At 73.9% G+C, this 15,215-nt stretch carries 11 protein-coding genes; 1 reads left to right on the top strand and 10 read right to left on the bottom strand.

The features are described from left to right. Positions 1-21: 21 nt before the first annotated feature. A complete protein-coding gene (locus OP04_RS39375; RefSeq protein WP_033345168.1) occupies positions 22-450 on the bottom strand; it encodes a MarR family winged helix-turn-helix transcriptional regulator in 429 nt (142 codons plus the stop codon). A 93-nt stretch (positions 451-543) separates the two neighbouring features. Between OP04_RS39375 and OP04_RS39370 the strand changes: the two genes are divergently transcribed. Beyond that, complete coding sequence (locus tag OP04_RS39370; protein ID WP_033345167.1) at positions 544-1,128, top strand: DUF1684 domain-containing protein; 585 nt, start codon at positions 544-546, stop codon at positions 1,126-1,128. On the opposite strand, the gene OP04_RS39365 is transcribed toward OP04_RS39370, so the two are convergent. The 9 genes from OP04_RS39365 to OP04_RS39320 are packed head-to-tail and all read right to left on the bottom strand — an operon-like array spanning position 1,119 to position 15,208. After that, positions 1,119-2,054 carry a hypothetical protein gene (locus tag OP04_RS39365; protein ID WP_033345166.1) on the bottom strand — a complete coding sequence of 312 codons (936 nt, stop codon included), beginning with the start codon at positions 2,052-2,054 and terminating at the stop codon, positions 1,119-1,121. The two genes, OP04_RS39370 and OP04_RS39365, sit on opposite strands and share 10 nt — an antisense overlap. 10 nt (positions 2,055-2,064) lie before the next feature. After that, positions 2,065-3,093: a protein phosphatase 2C domain-containing protein gene (locus OP04_RS39360; RefSeq protein ID WP_085067136.1), complete on the bottom strand. Its 1,029-nt coding sequence runs from the start codon at positions 3,091-3,093 to the stop codon at positions 2,065-2,067. A 38-nt stretch (positions 3,094-3,131) separates the two neighbouring features. Next, positions 3,132-3,806: a vWA domain-containing protein gene (locus OP04_RS39350; RefSeq protein WP_033345085.1), complete on the bottom strand. Its 675-nt coding sequence runs from the start codon at positions 3,804-3,806 to the stop codon at positions 3,132-3,134. A 31-nt stretch (positions 3,807-3,837) separates the two neighbouring features. After that, positions 3,838-5,529: a VWA domain-containing protein gene (locus OP04_RS39345; RefSeq protein WP_085067135.1), complete on the bottom strand. Its 1,692-nt coding sequence runs from the start codon at positions 5,527-5,529 to the stop codon at positions 3,838-3,840. Beyond that, the gene (locus OP04_RS39340; protein ID WP_033345083.1) at positions 5,526-7,976 is read right to left on the bottom strand and encodes a hypothetical protein; all 2,451 of its coding nucleotides are present in this window, start codon (positions 7,974-7,976) and stop codon (positions 5,526-5,528) included. The genes OP04_RS39345 and OP04_RS39340 overlap by 4 nt, the downstream gene beginning before the upstream one ends. Beyond that, positions 7,973-9,064, bottom strand: coding sequence for a hypothetical protein (locus OP04_RS54030; protein WP_033345082.1), 1,092 nt, complete (start codon positions 9,062-9,064; stop codon positions 7,973-7,975). The genes OP04_RS39340 and OP04_RS54030 overlap by 4 nt, the downstream gene beginning before the upstream one ends. After that, positions 9,061-10,869, bottom strand: coding sequence for a hypothetical protein (locus tag OP04_RS39330; protein WP_033345081.1), 1,809 nt, complete (start codon positions 10,867-10,869; stop codon positions 9,061-9,063). The genes OP04_RS54030 and OP04_RS39330 overlap by 4 nt, the downstream gene beginning before the upstream one ends. Continuing rightward, positions 10,866-12,821: a hypothetical protein gene (locus OP04_RS52495; RefSeq protein WP_051799772.1), complete on the bottom strand. Its 1,956-nt coding sequence runs from the start codon at positions 12,819-12,821 to the stop codon at positions 10,866-10,868. The genes OP04_RS39330 and OP04_RS52495 overlap by 4 nt, the downstream gene beginning before the upstream one ends. Then, entirely contained in the window at positions 12,818-15,208 is a 2,391-nt protein-coding gene (locus OP04_RS39320; RefSeq protein WP_157240978.1) for a hypothetical protein, read from the bottom strand. The genes OP04_RS52495 and OP04_RS39320 overlap by 4 nt, the downstream gene beginning before the upstream one ends. Between the last annotated feature and the right edge of the window lie 7 nt (positions 15,209-15,215).

Raw genomic sequence — 15,215 nt, 5'->3', positions numbered from 1 at the left:
GGCGTACCACTAAATGGTCTTTTATTGGGTTTCGCGCAGTTTGGCCTGGAGGCGGGTGAAGACGCGGGTCAGCACCTCGGCCTCGGCCTCGTCGAGGTCGTCGACGAGGTATCGGCGCACCGCGGTCAGGTGACCGGGCGCGGCCTGACGCAGCGCGTCGAGCCCGGCGTCGGTCAGCACGGCCTCGCTGCCGCGGCGGTCGTCCGGGCACGGCTGCCGGCGGACCAGGCCGCGTTTCTCCATGGCGGAGATCTGGTAGGTCAGCCGGCTCGGTGAGAAGACCAGGCGGCCGGCGATGCCGCCCATCCGCAGTCGTCGATCCGGTGCCTCGCTGAGCAGCACCAGCACGTGGTAGTCGGAGATGCTCAGCCCGGTGGCGGCCCGCAGCTCGTCGTCGAGGCGCGTCTGCAGGTGCCAGCTGCCGTCGATGACCGCGCGCCACGCGCGCATCTCGGCCTCGTTCAGCGGAAGCGTGTTGCTCACGCCGCCCAGCCTACTTCCTTAAAATCTGAACGACCAGCGCGGCGCGCTACCGTGGTGATCATGGAGCTGCTGGACCTGGCCGACTGGCGCGAGCGGGTCGCCACGATGTACCTCTCCGACCTCGACCTGACCGGCTACCGCGCGGCCCGGGACGAGCTCTTCGCGACCCACCCCCAGTCGCCGATCCTCGACCGTGCCGCGTTCACCGGGCTGCGCTACTACCCTCCCGCGCCGTCGTACGTCGCCGAGTGCGACGTGCGGCCCGCGCCCGAGGGCGAGCCGCTGGAGATCGACACCGGCGGCGAGGACGGCGTGATCAGCTACCGCCGGCTGGGCATCGCGGCCACGCCCTGGGGCGACCTGACGCTGTTCTGGATCGCGGCCTACGGCGGCGGCGTGTTCCTGCCGTTCCGGGACACGACCGCGCCGAAGGAGACCTACGGCGCCGGCCGCTACCTGGCCGACACGGTGAAGGGCACGTTCGGCCGGGGGCTGACGCTGCTCGGCACCGACCGCGTCCGGCTCGACTTCAACTACGCGTACAACCCGTCGTGCGTCTACAACGACCGGTGGGCCTGCCCGCTCGCCCCGCCGGAGAACCGCCTCACCGTCCCGATCGAGGCGGGCGAGAAGAACTACCGCTGATACGGCCGGAGCTGGATCACACCCCGCGGGCCACGCCGATCGGTGTCGGTGAGCGGCAGCACCGGCATCGGCGGCCGGGGCGCGGGCGGCGTCAGCGGGATGCTCGCCCGTCCGCTGAGCGCGCGGGCCCACTCGTCCACGGTCGGGCGGGTCCCGTGCCCGCCCGCGGCCCGCGCGAACGTCGTGCCCACCGCGGCAGCCACCTCGTCCGGAAGCCCGTCCAGCAGGTCCAGGCCGGTGCCGGGGCGCACGTACGCATCGCACGACAGGATCCGGCCCACGGTCAGCGCGATCTTGTACCGGTCCGAGTCGAGGTCCGACGTGGACGTCCGGCTCTCCGGATCGTTCCAGTCCGGCGTGTCCGCCTGGGGGAGCACCGTGCCGGCGACGCAGGCGGAGTCGCAGTCCAGGATGAACAGCTCCGGCGGCTCCCCCGGCGCCCACAGGATGTTCCGCATGGAGATGTCCCCGAGTACGACGGACCGGCGATGCAGCACGCCCATCACCTCGATGAACCGCCGCGCCAGGAACAGCCGCTCGAACACGTCGAGCGGCTCGATGTCGCCCCACAGCGGCTTCGGCGGGAACAGCAGGTACTGCAGCTCGCGGAGCTGGTGCCGGCCGTTCGCCTTCCGGCCCGCGAAGCGTGCGGGCACCCGCTGCATCAGGAAGCCGGCCGTCCGGTGACCCTCGACGACGATCTCCGTCGGCCAGGCCGCGGACTCCAGCAGCGTACGCCGGTCGCCCGGGGAGAGCGTCGCGGGGAAGCCGACCAGCGCGGACAGCGCGGCGCCGTCCGCCGTCGGCAGGAAGTACTGCTTGAAGACCTGATCCGGCCGGTCGGCGAGCGAGTGCACCGCGCCCTGGCCGCCCTTGTCCAGCACCTCGTCCAGGTGCAGGTCGGCCAGCCGGACCGTCGGGACCATGGCGTTCACCTCAGTCCACCCAGACACAGACGGCGGTCCGGTCGTCGCCGAACGACTGGGCCCGGAAGCTCAGCTGCCAGAAGAACGCCGGAAGACCGGGCGGGCCCGTCCGCCACCACTGCGCCAACTGGCTCCGGACGGGTGCGGCGTGCATCGGATTCCCGAGTCCGTCCGTGCAGAGCAGGATCATCCCGCCGGGCCGCACGCATTCGTAGATCATGACCTCGACGTCGCCGACCCGGGGCAGCGCGAACGTGGGCGCGCCCGCCATCTCGTCCGTGCCGGCCGCGCGGAACGTCGGCTCGAAATCGCCATCACGCAGCAGGTACGCGGGGCTGTCACCGACCGCGAACAGCACCACCCGCCGCCCGCCGTTCGCCTGGGCGGGCCCGAACAGGCCGGCCACGAGCGTGGTGGAGAGCGCCTTCGGTGCGGCCTCGTGCACGGCCGCCTCCCGCTCCATCCGGGCCGCCACCACCGTCACCAGCTCCCGGCACAGCGCGTTGAGGTCGCCCTCACCGGCCGGGTCGAGCAGGCGATCCGCGTACCGGCCGATCTCCTCGCCCAGGAAACGGCAGGCCGCCGCGGAACCGAGGTGGGACAGCGGCTGGCTGCCCACCCCGTCCGCGACGCACGCCAGCAGCACCGGCTCGCCGGTCCGGCCGGTGAGCGGGAACCGGTGCAGCGCGAACGAGTCCTGCCGGGGCTCGCACAGGTGCCGATGGTCGTCGCCGCGCAACGACGCGGCCCGCACGGTCAGCCCGCCGATCTCGCCGCCGTCGATCACCGTGTCCGGCGGCGCGCCGGGGGCGGACGGGAAGGCCCGCGGCACCGACCGCAGGCGCGGGCTGCCGACCAGCACCAACGGCTCGCCCAGCGGCTCGGCGCGCGCGGCCGGGGGCGGGGCCACCGACGCGCGCACCGTGATCACCGGCCGGGACTCGGCGACCGGCGCCGGCACCGGCTTCGGCGGCAGCGGGCGCAGTTCGGCCGGCGGCGGCACCGGGCCCGTCGTCTCGGGCCTGCTGCTCTGGGTCATGAACGTCCTCGCTCTCCGGAAACGGAATCGGAACCAGGTCACAGCGCTTCTGCGGTGATGGTGGTGAAGCCGGGCACCTCGGCCGGCATCACCAGCGTCGCGCCCTCGGTCTGGTCCGAGGCGGACTGCGTGCCGGAGTTGACGATCGACCGGATCAGGGACTTCGCGAACTCCTGCAACGCCTGCGCCGGTCCCAGCTGGCCGTTCGCCATGAACGCCTTCGTGGTGGCGACCTGCTGGATCGTCTGCTGGTCGGCCTGGCCGAAGCCGAACGCCAGGATGTTCGGCCGCGGGCGCCAGCCCGGGTCGGTCAGTGCCCGGTAGGCGCCCTCCCAGCCGTTGTTCGCCGGAAGGCCGTCGGAGAGGAAGAAGACGGCCGGCCGGAAGACCTGGTGGCCCTGCGCCTTCAGCGTGTTCACGTCGTCGTTGATGGTCTCCCGCAGCACGTCGAACGCCTTGGCGTAGTCGGTGCCGCCGGACGCCTGCAGGGCCGGGATCTCGGTGACCGTGCTCAGGTCCGACAGCGGAAGCAGGATCTCGGCCCGTGACGAGAAGCCGATCAGGCAGAAGCGGGTCTTGTCGGTGACCACCGGGTTGCTGCCGATCTCGCTGTGCAGCTCCGGAAGCGCCTTGTTAATCGCCTCGATGGGCTCGCCCGACATCGAGCCGGACTCGTCGCACACCAGGTAGAAGGGGAGGATCTGCTGGCTCATGGGTGTCTCCTCGGGTATCAGGGGGTGCCGGTCAGTCGATGCGGGCGGCACGCTGGTTGATGACGGGCAGTTCGTCGTCGGACTGCGGGGGCTGTGGTGGCGCCGGGGGCGCGGCCTGCGGTGGCCGTGCCGCGGGGGCGACCGGCGGGACCACGACCGGGGGCGGGGTGGCAGGGGTGACCACGACCGGTGGCGCCGGCGCAGGTGCGGACATCGACGCCATGCCGCGGCCCGGGGCCGGTGGCGCCGGCGTGTGCCCGGACGACCACTCGTAACGGACGCTGCGGAGCGTCACATCGGTGCCGAACTCCAGCAGCCGCCGCTGACCGCCGGCGCTCAACCGCAGCCGCGTGGCGCGGCCGCTGCGGCTCATCCGGACCCGTACCGGCTCGTCCTCTCCGGTCCGGTTCTTTCGCAGCTCCGCAGCGCGGCCGAGCTCCCGGAGCTGCACCGTGCGGGACGCGGCGGCGCCGGGCGCGGTCACGGTCAGCACACCGGTCATCCGCGGCCGGCGGTACAGCGCGATCGCGAGCAGCGCGGTGACGAGCAGCAGCAGCCCGACGCCCAGGTGGTACAGCTCCGGCCGGCCCCGTTCCGCGGTGCCGGTGCCGCGCTGCTCCAGGCCGGTGAGCGCGGGTGACGCGGTGAGGCCGAGCTCCGTGGAGAGCGTCTCCGCCCACGGTGACGCCGCGGTCATCGTCATCCGCAGCGTCGTCCCGCCGGTCACCCGGTCGCGGTAGACGTAGCCGCGCGGGCCCGGATCCCAGTCGACCACGAGCGGCACGGTCACGTCCCGGCCGGGCACGACGTCCGTGGCGACGGTCTCGAGTCGTACCCGGATCGCCGGATCGTCGCTGGTGACCGTCATCCGGTCGAGCCGCCAGGGGATCCGCTGCGTGGTCGCGCGCAGCGTCAGCGTCAGCCGGTTCTCGCCGGGTTTCAGCCGGCTCAGCCCGGCCGGCCACACCACCTCGACGCCCCGGCCGGACTCGCCGGCCAGCGCGGTGCGGACCTTCGCGGCCACCGCCTCGCGCTTCGGCGTCTCCAGCACCCTGGCGATCTCGCCGGCCGAGGCCGAGTCCAGCGTCTGGGCGCCGGTGAAGACGCTGCTGAGCAGCGGTGCGCCGGTCGCGTCGCCGAGCGGCAGCGCGTAGGCGCGCAGGCTCTCCATCCGCAGCTGGGACACCCGTTTGCGCAGCTCGTCCCAGTTGTATCCTGAGGTCAGCGGGTACGGGCTGTTCGATGGCGGCTCGTGCGTGCCGTCCGTGACCAGCACGACCGTGGCGATCGGCGGGCGGCCGGCCGCGGTGACCGCGCCGGTGGCGGCCTCCAGCGCGGCGCCGATGTCCGTGGCGCCGCCCTCCGCCGCGTCCGGCAGCGCGTCGAGCAGCGCCTCCGGCGTGCGGCCGACCTGCCGGGGCTCGGCGGTCCGCGCGTTCTCGTCGAACGTGATCACGGTGACCGTGTCGGCCGGTGCCAGCGCCGCGAAGAACGTCCGCAGCGACGACTTGAGGCCGTCGTAGCGCTCGCCCGCCATCGACCGCGACGTGTCCGCCACGATGACGTAGTGCGACGGGATGTCGTCCACACCGGCCGCGGCCTCGATCTCGGCGAGCGTGGCCGGGTCGGCGTGCGCTGTGGTGGCGGGCACCGTGGCCAGCAGGGTGAAGGTCGCGGCCGCCGCGGCGGCGAGCCGGGCGGACATCGTAGGTCGGGTCGTCATCGCGGTCCTTCACTGGGCGCGGGAGCCTGGTGCTTGCGCAGCCAGGGGATGGGCAGTTCCTTGGGCGGCCGGTTCTGCTTGATCAGCCGGGTCAGGCGATCGGCGCGTTTCCGCAGGACCGCGGCCTCCTCGGTGAGGAAGGCGGAGAGGAATCCGGCCCGCTCCGGCCCGTAGGCGCCGGACAGGATGTGGGTGAGACCCCGCTCGTAGACCTCGGTGCCCGGGTCCGTGATCTCCGGGGTCGTGCACTCCTCCGCCAGCGTCCGGACGAACCGCGCGGTGGCGCCCGGGTCGTCCAGGCCGTTCCAGCCCTGGAGGTCGGTCAGGAGTTCGGTGACGTCCATGCCCGCGTGCAGCGCTGTCAGGCACTGCGCGGTCATCTCGTTCACGTGCGCGTTCTCCGAGACCGCGTCGGCGAGCCGGTTCCGCGCCAGCCGGATGCCGAGCCCCGGTGACAGCGCGATGAGGTATGTCACCAGCTCCTCGGTCTGGCCTCGTAGCAGCCGGGGGTGGGTGGCGGCCCGGTCCGCGATCAGGCGGAAGATGTTCTCCTGGGCCGGCTCCGAGACCGCGATGTCGGCCAGGTGCCGGCACAGCAGCACCTCGTTCGGGCCGGACGCGTCCGCGATCGCCTGCCGGGCGATGACGGTCAGATAGTCCTCACGAAGCTCCGCGCCGAGCACCTCGCACCGGTCCCGCAGCGCGGCGCTGTATGCCCCGACGGCGCGCACGTCGTGCGTCGGGGGAGGGGCGATCGGCACGCCGGCCGCGACCCGGAGCAGATCGAGCATGGCCCGGTCACGGCTGTCGTCCGCCGCGACGACCTCGGTCACCCGCCGGAACAGCTCGACCGGCTCCGCGGACCCGAGGGAGATTGTGTTGTGCAGCGTGGCCCAGGCGTTGGCGTGCTCCAGGAACGCGCCGGGCCCGCCGGTGGCGGTGGTGACCAGCGCGTACAGGGCCAGCACCGGGTATCTGCCCTGCCACGGGGGCTCGTTGAGGTGCTCTCTGGTGAGGTCGAGACGTCCTGACCAGGCGGTCTGGAGCGGTACGGCCCAGCGCGGCAGGCTGCGATCGGCGAACAGCAGATCCGCCCACACCGTCAGGGCGCGACGGTCGCGCGTGATGAACAGGTCGGTCAGCAGCCGGCTCGTGAGCTGCTCGTTCGCCAGCAGCGCCTGCCGCATCCGCGCGGACACCGGTGGGACGACCGACGCGAGCATCCGGGCGGCCTGTGCCCGCTGGTCATCGGAGTCCGCGCTCTCGATCAGCGCGACGAGGAACGCCTCCGCGTCCCCCGCGTCGTGCGCGACCCGGTGGAAGGCCAGGAGACGGCCACCGGCCGCGGCCGCGCCGATCTCCACGGCGAGCCGGAGCACCGGGCCCGCGTGCCAGTGCCGGGCCAGCACGGTCAGGTCATGGTCGTCCGCGTGGGACAGCACCTCCCGGATCAGCCGTGCGGCGGTCGGCGGATCCGTGTGCCCGAGGTCGGCCGCGGGGTCGCGGAGCACGGCGAGGACGTGCTGCACTCCCGCCACGCCGCGTTCCAGGTCCTGGTAGAGCGCGTACAACCGGTCCAGGCCCGCGAGCCCGGCGAGGATGGCCTCGGGTGCCTCGAACGTGTGCGGGCCGTGGTCGGTCCAGAGAGCGCGCACCAGCCGTTCGACGCCGCCGTGCCGGACGATCCGGGTGATCCGGTCCGCGTAGTCGGCGGCGGCGCGGCTGCGGAACGTCACCGGCGCCCCACGACGCACGCCGATCTGCCCGGCGGCGACGCGGTTGCTGAACGCCAGGCGCAGCTCGTGCGCGGTGTCGTTCGGGGTCCAGGTGCCCACCTGGGCGCAGCGGCGCAGGCCGTACGGCAGCAGCGCGAGAACGGCGTCGAGGATCCACAGCCGATGCAGCGGGTCGTTGAACTCCGGGTCCGCCAGGATCGTCACCGGGCCGTCGATCATCAGCGCCGCGGTGGCGATCAGTGAGTCGGCGCCGTAGCCGTCGATGAAGCGGGCGAGCGCGGCCAGGTCCGGCGCGGTGGCCACCAGGCCGGGCACGATGCCGTCGGCCGGGTACAGGCCGGCCAGCGCCTCGTGCAGGGAGGCGTAGCCGAGCCCGTCCCGGACCACCGTCTCCAGGCCCACGTCGAAGTACCGGGTCCGGGAGGCGCGGCGGCCGGTCGCGTCACGGACGTCCTCGTCCGGCCACTCCACGCAGGCGAGCGCCATCCGCGGCCCGGCGCCGGGCGACGTCTCCGGGCCCAGCAGGAGCCAGGGCAACGCGTCGGGCCGCCCGGCCCCGGCCTCGCTCGGATTGCTGCGGACCATGGACCGGACCGTGCGGGCATACTCGGCCCGGCGCGGCCCGCCGCTGTCGTCGGAGAGCACCGTGTACTCGTCCGCCTGGCCCTGCCGCTTGCCGATGACGGCCCAGCGCACGGCCTCGCCGGTCATCGCCGTCCCCCGAGCCGGATCGCGCGCTCGATCCCGACCAGCGGCTCCAGCACGTTGACCGGCCGGACCTGCCCGCGCAGCCGCCACTCGTTGTTGACCCGTTCGAAGTTCTGGAAGTCGTCGAGGCGGAACCGGCCGTCCGGCCCGGTCCAGAACCCGACGGACGAGGTGCCGAAGTAGTGCACGCGGTCGTCCGCGAACGAGCCGCGCAGCAGGTTGCGGAACTGCTCGGTGCTGAAGTCGACGGACTGGCGGGAGATCCACGCGCAGATCCAGGTGAAGTACTCCTGCGCCCGGCCCGGTGGCACCCGCGGCACGCCGTCCTCGCCGATGTCGATCAGCCGGGCGTCCCACGCGGGCAGGAACACGGCCGGGTCGTCGAATTTCGTGACGCAGACCGCGACGTGGTGCGGCAGCCGGCCGCCCGGCAGGCTCGACGACCGCAGCCGTCGCATCTTCAACGTCTGGATGAGCTTGCTGAGGTAGAGCCAGTTCGAGTTGGTGTCCTCGGTCCGGCCGATCTCCCGCAGCGGGTCGAACAGGAAGACGAGCGCATCCGCGTCGGCCAGCCGGTTCAGGCCCTCCTCGCTGATCGGGATCGCGTTCGCCGCGTCCAAAAGGAAGTCGCCGCCCGGCCGGTCCTCGACGTCGACCGTGAAGCTGGTTCCCTCCCGCGCCCTGGCGCGCGGGAACAGGCCGCGGCGGCGTTCCGCCGGTGGATCGCCGTCGATCTGCCAGCGGTACGACGTGTTGGCCTGGGTGGCGCCGGGGAACCGCCGGCCGGCGACCAGCTCCTGCTCCCGGTCCACCAGGAACTGCAGCGAGGCCTCGTCCGCCGGGGTGATCCGCCACCGCCCCATCGGGCCGTCGGCCGCGCCCACCGCGATGCTCAGCGATGCGAGGAACGTGGTCTTGCCACCGCCCGCCGCACCGCACAGGCCGAACGTGATCGGCGGCGGCCCGGACCAGGGCGGCGCCGCGACCGGCGGTGCCGGCTGCGGCGGCACGAACGGCGACGGCGGCGAGGCCGCGTCATCCGGTACGGACGGGCGGGTGGCAGTCCCGTTGAGCGGGTGCGGAATGGTCACGCGGACCTCCGGAAGGTCGATGACGGCAGGGTCGAGGTCGTTGACGGCACGGCAGGACCGGCCGCGGCATAGGGAAAGGGGGCGTTCGGCGGTACGAAGGTCACGCCCGCGAGGCCGAGCAGCAACGGGACGGTCGCGTCCGCCAGCGGGACCCGGCCGTCGGCGCCGATCAGATTCCAGGCGAACGCGACCCGCTCACCGGCGGGCCGGTCGGCGCCGTGCAGCGGTCCCCAGAGCGGATCGGACCAGACGGCGATGCGGCGCACCCCGGCACGGCCGAGCCGGGCGGCCTCCGTGCTCCAGTCACGCCCGGCCGGGCACGGCCGGGTCCGCTCCGGCCCGGCGACCCTCGGATAGGGCGGGCGGCTGCCGAACGTGATCAGCACCCGTCCGGCGCCCGGACGCCAGGTCGCACCGGTCGCCGCGGCCAGCGCGTCCTCCACCGCGGCCGCATAGTCGTGCCGGTTGGCACGCAGCGTCAGGCCGTCCGCCGCAGCACGCACGGCACCGGGCCGGTCCGGGCCCACGACCTGCAGCACCTCGCCGTCCGGCAGATCGCTGTGCTGGCCGTACGCGAGCAGGCCGACGCGTACCCACTCGGTGTCCCGGGTTTCGTTGGCGATCGCGGTGATCGCGTCCCGGACCAGGGCGAGCCGCAGGCCGGCCTCCTGCCCGTCGCACAGCTCGACCGCCAGCAGCACGTCGACCGGCCTGGCCGGAAGCGTCCGCGGCACCGACCGGATCAGCTCCGGCCAGCTCAGTGCCGCGGGCGCGGTGGTGACGCCGTTGTAGACCGGCCTGGCGTCCGCACCCAGCGTCACGCCGATCCGGGCGGGACGGCCGGGGGACAGGTCCGCGGTGACGATGTCCACCGGTTCCCACGCCGAGGGCCGGCTGCCCGCGTCGCGCACGACGAGCGCCAGCGAGGTCGGCACGGCCGCGCCGACCGGTGGATAGATCTGGAACTCGATCGGATCACAGACCCGATGGCCCTCCGGGAACACCGGCACGGGATGCAGGAACACGGTTCCGTCGGTCGCCGGCTCCAGCAGCACGAGCTCGTGCGCGCGCCCGACCGGCGACTGCCGGACCAGCGCCTCCACCACCGCCCGCGCGGGCCCGGCCAGCGGGTACACCAGCGTCGCCGAGGCCCGGTACCGGCGGTGCGCCTCGGCCACGACGCCGCGCAGCACCGCCCACCCGGGCACGCCGTCGACCAGGACCAGCGCGCACCCGCGCGGCAGTGCCAGGCCGGGCAGCGCCGCGGTGATCGTGCGGGCCGTACGCGCGGGATCGTCCTGCCCGTCCACCGTGCCGATGCCGCCCGCGAGCAGGAACCGCCGGGACAGCGGGTCGGCCGGCAGCGCCGGGTCGAGGTCGTGCCACGGCCACTGCCGGCCCGCCGGACCGAGCCGGGCGATGCCGAACCGGTTGACATCCGCCAGGTGCAGCTCCAGACCGTCCGGCAGCAGGCAGAGGAACGCCACGGTGCGCAGTTCGCCGGTGAGCAGCGCCCGGAGCAGGTCCGCGGTGACGGCGAGCGCGTGCGCGTTCCCCGGGTCCGCGGCCGGCCTGGCGCGCAGACCCGCGGCGGTGACCTCGTCGTCCGAGGCCCGCGTGCCGCGGAGGGCGTCCCGCAGGCGCGCGACGGACTGTTCGTCCCCGCCCGCGGCCAGGTGGGCGGCGCGCAGATCCCACGCCCGCCCGTCCGCGGGCACGGAGGCCGGATCGCGGTCCCACGTGCACACCAGGCATCCGGTGGCGGCCGGCAGCGGGAAGCGGCAGACCGCGCAGTGCGGGCTCACACTTCCTCGTTCGCGACCTGGAATCCGTCGGGACGCTGGATCGCGAGCGCCGGTTCCCCGCGGGTCAACGCCATTCCCGACGAGATCAGGCTGTTCGTGACGGAGCACCAGAACGCGGTGATCGCGGCGTCGGTGTCCGTGCCCGGCGGGGCCACGAACCCGAACTCCTGGCGGGTGGCGATCGCGCGCACAGCCCAGGTCGTCGCCGCGGCCACCCCGAACGCGACGATGTTCGGCGCGGCCGGCAGCGTGGCCCGGTCGGTCAGGCCGGTGCGCAGCGCGGCCCACGAGTCGGTGCTGTCCGGCTGCGACGTGCAGAGGAAGAACACCACCGGCCGGTTGACGCGGTGCCCCGCGCCCTTGAGGCGCGCCACGTCGGCGGGGATGCGTTGCAGCAGGTCGGTGAACGCGGCCGCGAAGTCGATCGTGCCGTCGAAGGCCGGCGACGCCGCGGCGCAGCCCGCCTGGATCGTCCCCATCGCGGCCGCCTCGCGGACCGTCGCGCCCAGGCCCAGCACGGCCATGCGCAGGCCGGCGGTGACCTCCGGCTGCGCGCCGAGATCATCGACGAGCCGGGTCAGGCCGGTGCGCAGCGAGGCCGCCCAGCGGCCGGCGGCGGCGGACTCGTCCACGACCAGGTAGATCGGCTGCACGGTGGCGCCGGGCACGGGCGTCGCCGGGGCCGGGGGCTGGGGCTGGGCGGGCGTGGCGGTCCAGGTCGGCGACTGCGGCAGCCGCGACTGGGTGGACGGCGCCGCCGCGGGAGGCCGGGCGGCGGGCGGACGGGGCACGGGCGGCGGCGGGACGGCAGGTGCGGGCTGCACAGGCTGGATGACCTGCGTGGCCTGCTCCGGCGGGAGCGACACGGGGATCGCCGGTCGCCCCGGCGCGGGCTGAGCCGGAGGCGGCGGTGGAGGGGGAGGCGGGGGCGGGGGCGTGGGCGGCACCGCGGACGGGCCGGTCCCCGCCGGGAGCGCGGCCTGCCCGCCGCCCCACTCGGCGTACGGCGTCGCGGCCACCGCGCTCGCGCCCTGGTGCGGAATGACCCGGTCGGTGAGCACATTGGCCAACGCGCTGACCTGCGGGCCGCGGACCAGGTTGTTCGCCACCAGGAACTCGAACAGCTTCAGCCGCGCGGCGTTCTGCAGATCCTCGCGTTCGAAGCGCGCCGCCTCCTTCTGGTTGAGCAGGTTGATCGCCTCTGCCGCGTTGTTCGGGTTCTGCGCCAGGTACAGCTCGATCAGACCCTTCTCGTCGATGTTCATCGCGGAGATCTCGGCCAGCCTGGTCCGCTGGCGGGCCAGCTCGCCCTGCTCCTCGACGGCCTTGGCGTCGTTCGCGCCCCGCACCCTGGCCAGCGTCTGCGTCTGCTGGATCTGGCCGATAGCCCCGCTGTTCGCCAGGTCCCGCAGCTTCCGCTGGTGCGCCTCGGAGGGCCGGTCGAGCGACAGCAGCGTGTGGCACCGGTAGATCTCGATCCCCTCCGGCAGCGGCACCGGCTGCGCGAACCTGCTGTTCACGGCCACCTCCGCCTCGGGCACCCGGTCGATCGTGAAGCGCCGGCAGATCGGGCGGATGATCTCGATCAGCCTGGTGCGTACCACCGCCAGGCCGTCCTGGATCGCACGCTGGGCGACCACCACCGGGTCGCAGACGCGGAAGCCGACCTCGACCGTGGCCACGAACGAGAACGCCGGCTCGATCGAGGGCAGCTGCCGCTCCGGGATGACGATCTCCGCCTCGTGGTCGGACGTGTCCACGTCGAAGCGGTGCCGGTAGCGCGTCCACAGCGCCTCGGGAAGGCGCATGGTGCGGCCCTGCCCGATCTGTTCGTACCGGTTGTCCTTGTCCTGGTAGACGACCGCGACGTGCGGCGGCAGGTCGCCGCCGGACAGCCCCGAGCGCGGCACGGCCTGGCTGGCGAGGATCAGCGGAACCGTCTGACTGTTCATCGCTTCGGCTCCTGAACGGTGAGGGCCGCCGTGACCGCGGCGGCGGCAAGGGGTGTCGGGGTGAGCGTGTCCGCGCCGGACCAGCGGTCGGAGACCTCCAGCAGCAGGTGGTCGCGCAGCAGCGTGTCGTTCTCGCTCGTGGTGGCGAGCATGCCGGCCAGCGTCGTGCAGCCGTCCGGGTCGGACTCCACGAGGCGGGCCCAGAGACCGAGCACCTCCTCGGCCTGCCGTGGGAAGTAGTTGCTCTGGGAGAGCAGGTGGTGCCAGATCGCCGCGAGCCCGTACCGCAGCCCGGGACGCTCGTCCGCGAGGACCAGCAGCATCGGCCGTACGCGGATCGGGCCGTCCGGCACGACGGGCGGCAGATCGCTGAGCAGGCTGGTGGACATGACCAGGAAGGCCAGGTGCGCGGTGCCCTCCCGGTCCGTGTCCTGCAGCCACTGCAGGACCGTCGCCAGAATCGGCTCCGCGAGCAGCGCGCTGTCGTGCAGGAGCAGCTCGGCCAGGCTCTCCCCGATCGCCACGGCGACCCGGATGTCGTCCACCCGGGCCAGCTCGTGCAGCGCCTTCAGCGAGTTGTCCGGCTCCAGGCGGCCCAGGCTGTAGCCGTAGGCGCGGGCGGCGGCGGCCTGCGCCTGCGCGTCCGGTGCCGCGTCGGCCAGCGCGAAGTCGCCGTCGTCGACGGACGTCGGGCCCTCCGTCCAGGAGCGCACCATCCGGCGTACGACCGGGCCCAGCTCCGGATCCTCCGCCGGCACGTGCAGCGCGTGGGCGGCCGCCGCGCGGCGCCGGGGCGAGTCGCTGCACGCCCACCGGTTGAGGACGGTGGCGCTGACGTACTCGAACGACTCGGTCGCGAGCACGCCGATGGCGGTGGCGGCCCAGACGCGTACCGGCTCGGCCGCGTGCACGACCAGCTCACCGAGCCAGTCGAGCATCACGCGCTGGGCGGTGTACTCGGACCAGGCGCGCCGGATCACCTGCGTGGCGTACCGGTTGTCCCGGTACCGGAGCGCCTCCGCCCGCGAGACACCGTGCTCGCCGCGGACCGTCGTGCGCTCCACCGTGGCCCGCAGCACGCCGAGCAGCTCCCGGCGAGGCAGCCGGAAGTGGTCGACCGGCGGCTGGATCTGCAGCGCGGCGCGGTCGCCGTTCGCGGCCACCAGCGGCGCCGGTGGCTCCAGCCGGCGGCGCAGCGCCCGCGCGCCCTCCATGACGAACTCGCTGGGCAGCCCGTTGAGGACCGCGAGCGCGATGGCGTGCAGCCGGTCGTCGCTGCCGAGCCGGTCGAACCAGATCGCGAACGCCTGTTCGGAGTGCCGGCCGAGGCGGTGGCGCACCTCCGCGAGATCCACCACGTCCCGGGCCCGGTGCACCTCGGCCATCACCCGGGCCAGCTCGCCGACCTGGCGCAGCGGCGTGTCCTCGTGGAACAGGGCGCTCAGCAGCGCGCCCAGCTCGGTGTCGGCCGCGAGCCGGGCCGCGTGCTGCGGGAGCCGCCACTGCAGGTGCCGGTGCAGCGCGGCCCGGTGCGACGGCCGGGACGGCAGCGTCACGGTCAGTTCGAGCAGATCCTCGTCACCGAGGAGGATCTCGTCGGACATGGTCACCACGAGGTGGCAGCCGTGCTTCTCCAGCAGCGGCGTGAGCGTGTTGACCGCGTGCGAGGTCAGGCCGCCGGAGGAGTGCGACGCGGCCATGATGTACCCGGTGCCGTCCTCGACCGTGTTCAGCAGCTCGAGGTTCTGGTCGGAGGCCAGCATGAGGATCCGCGCGGCCCGGCGGTGCTGGAGCAGGCGCACCGCCGCGGCGACCCGCCCGTGCCCCGGCGCGGCGCGCATGATCAGGATGCGTTGCTCCGCGTACGGCGCGAGCGCGGCCAGCAGCGCCTCCTCACCCGCGTAGGCGTGCGCCGCGGCCTCGGCGAAACTGCGCGGCAGCTCGCCCGGACGGATCGCGGTGTCGGCGCCGTGCAGGAAGATGTTGTTCAGCTGGCTGACGTAGTCGCGCCCGACGTCGGTGTTCCCCTGGGTCAGCGTGCCGATCCGCAGCGCCTCGTTCGCGGCGCTGGTCAGCTTCTGCCGGTCGGAGACGTTGCCGTGGTCGTGCAGCGCCTTCCGGACCTCGGCCGAGCCACCGGACCCGGCCAGCGACGGGTTGGCCGCGGCCGGCGTCCCGTCCGGCGTCCGGTCGGCGGGCTCGGCCGGTGGGGGACTGCCGGGCGGCGGCGGGCTTCCGGGACCGGGCGGCGGCGGGATGCGGTTCGGCTGCGGCGGCGGGAACGAGTTCTGCGCGGCGTCCGGCTTGCTCACCGGCGGCACCACCGGCGGGATCACCGACGGCCGCACCGGCGCGGGCGCGCCCTGCTGAGGGGGAGGCGTACTCATCGCGGTC

This window comes from Catenuloplanes japonicus, assembly GCF_000717135.1.
GTDB classification, from domain to species: Bacteria; Actinomycetota; Actinomycetes; order Mycobacteriales; family Micromonosporaceae; genus Catenuloplanes; species Catenuloplanes japonicus.
Note: the sequence above shows the minus strand (reverse complement) of the source record. Positions and strands in the feature narration are given on the sequence as shown.

Coding starts and splice junctions, on each gene's coding strand:
- OP04_RS39375 (WP_033345168.1), bottom strand. CDS start 450: ATGCGCGCGTGGCGCGCGGTCATCGACGGCAGCTGGCACCTGCAGACG.
- OP04_RS39370 (WP_033345167.1), top strand. CDS start 544: ATGGAGCTGCTGGACCTGGCCGACTGGCGCGAGCGGGTCGCCACGATG.
- OP04_RS39365 (WP_033345166.1), bottom strand. CDS start 2,054: ATGGTCCCGACGGTCCGGCTGGCCGACCTGCACCTGGACGAGGTGCTG.
- OP04_RS39360 (WP_085067136.1), bottom strand. CDS start 3,093: ATGACCCAGAGCAGCAGGCCCGAGACGACGGGCCCGGTGCCGCCGCCG.
- OP04_RS39350 (WP_033345085.1), bottom strand. CDS start 3,806: ATGAGCCAGCAGATCCTCCCCTTCTACCTGGTGTGCGACGAGTCCGGC.
- OP04_RS39345 (WP_085067135.1), bottom strand. CDS start 5,529: ATGACGACCCGACCTACGATGTCCGCCCGGCTCGCCGCCGCGGCGGCC.
- OP04_RS39340 (WP_033345083.1), bottom strand. CDS start 7,976: ATGACCGGCGAGGCCGTGCGCTGGGCCGTCATCGGCAAGCGGCAGGGC.
- OP04_RS52495 (WP_051799772.1), bottom strand. CDS start 12,821: ATGAACAGTCAGACGGTTCCGCTGATCCTCGCCAGCCAGGCCGTGCCG.
- OP04_RS39320 (WP_157240978.1), bottom strand. CDS start 15,208: ATGAGTACGCCTCCCCCTCAGCAGGGCGCGCCCGCGCCGGTGCGGCCG.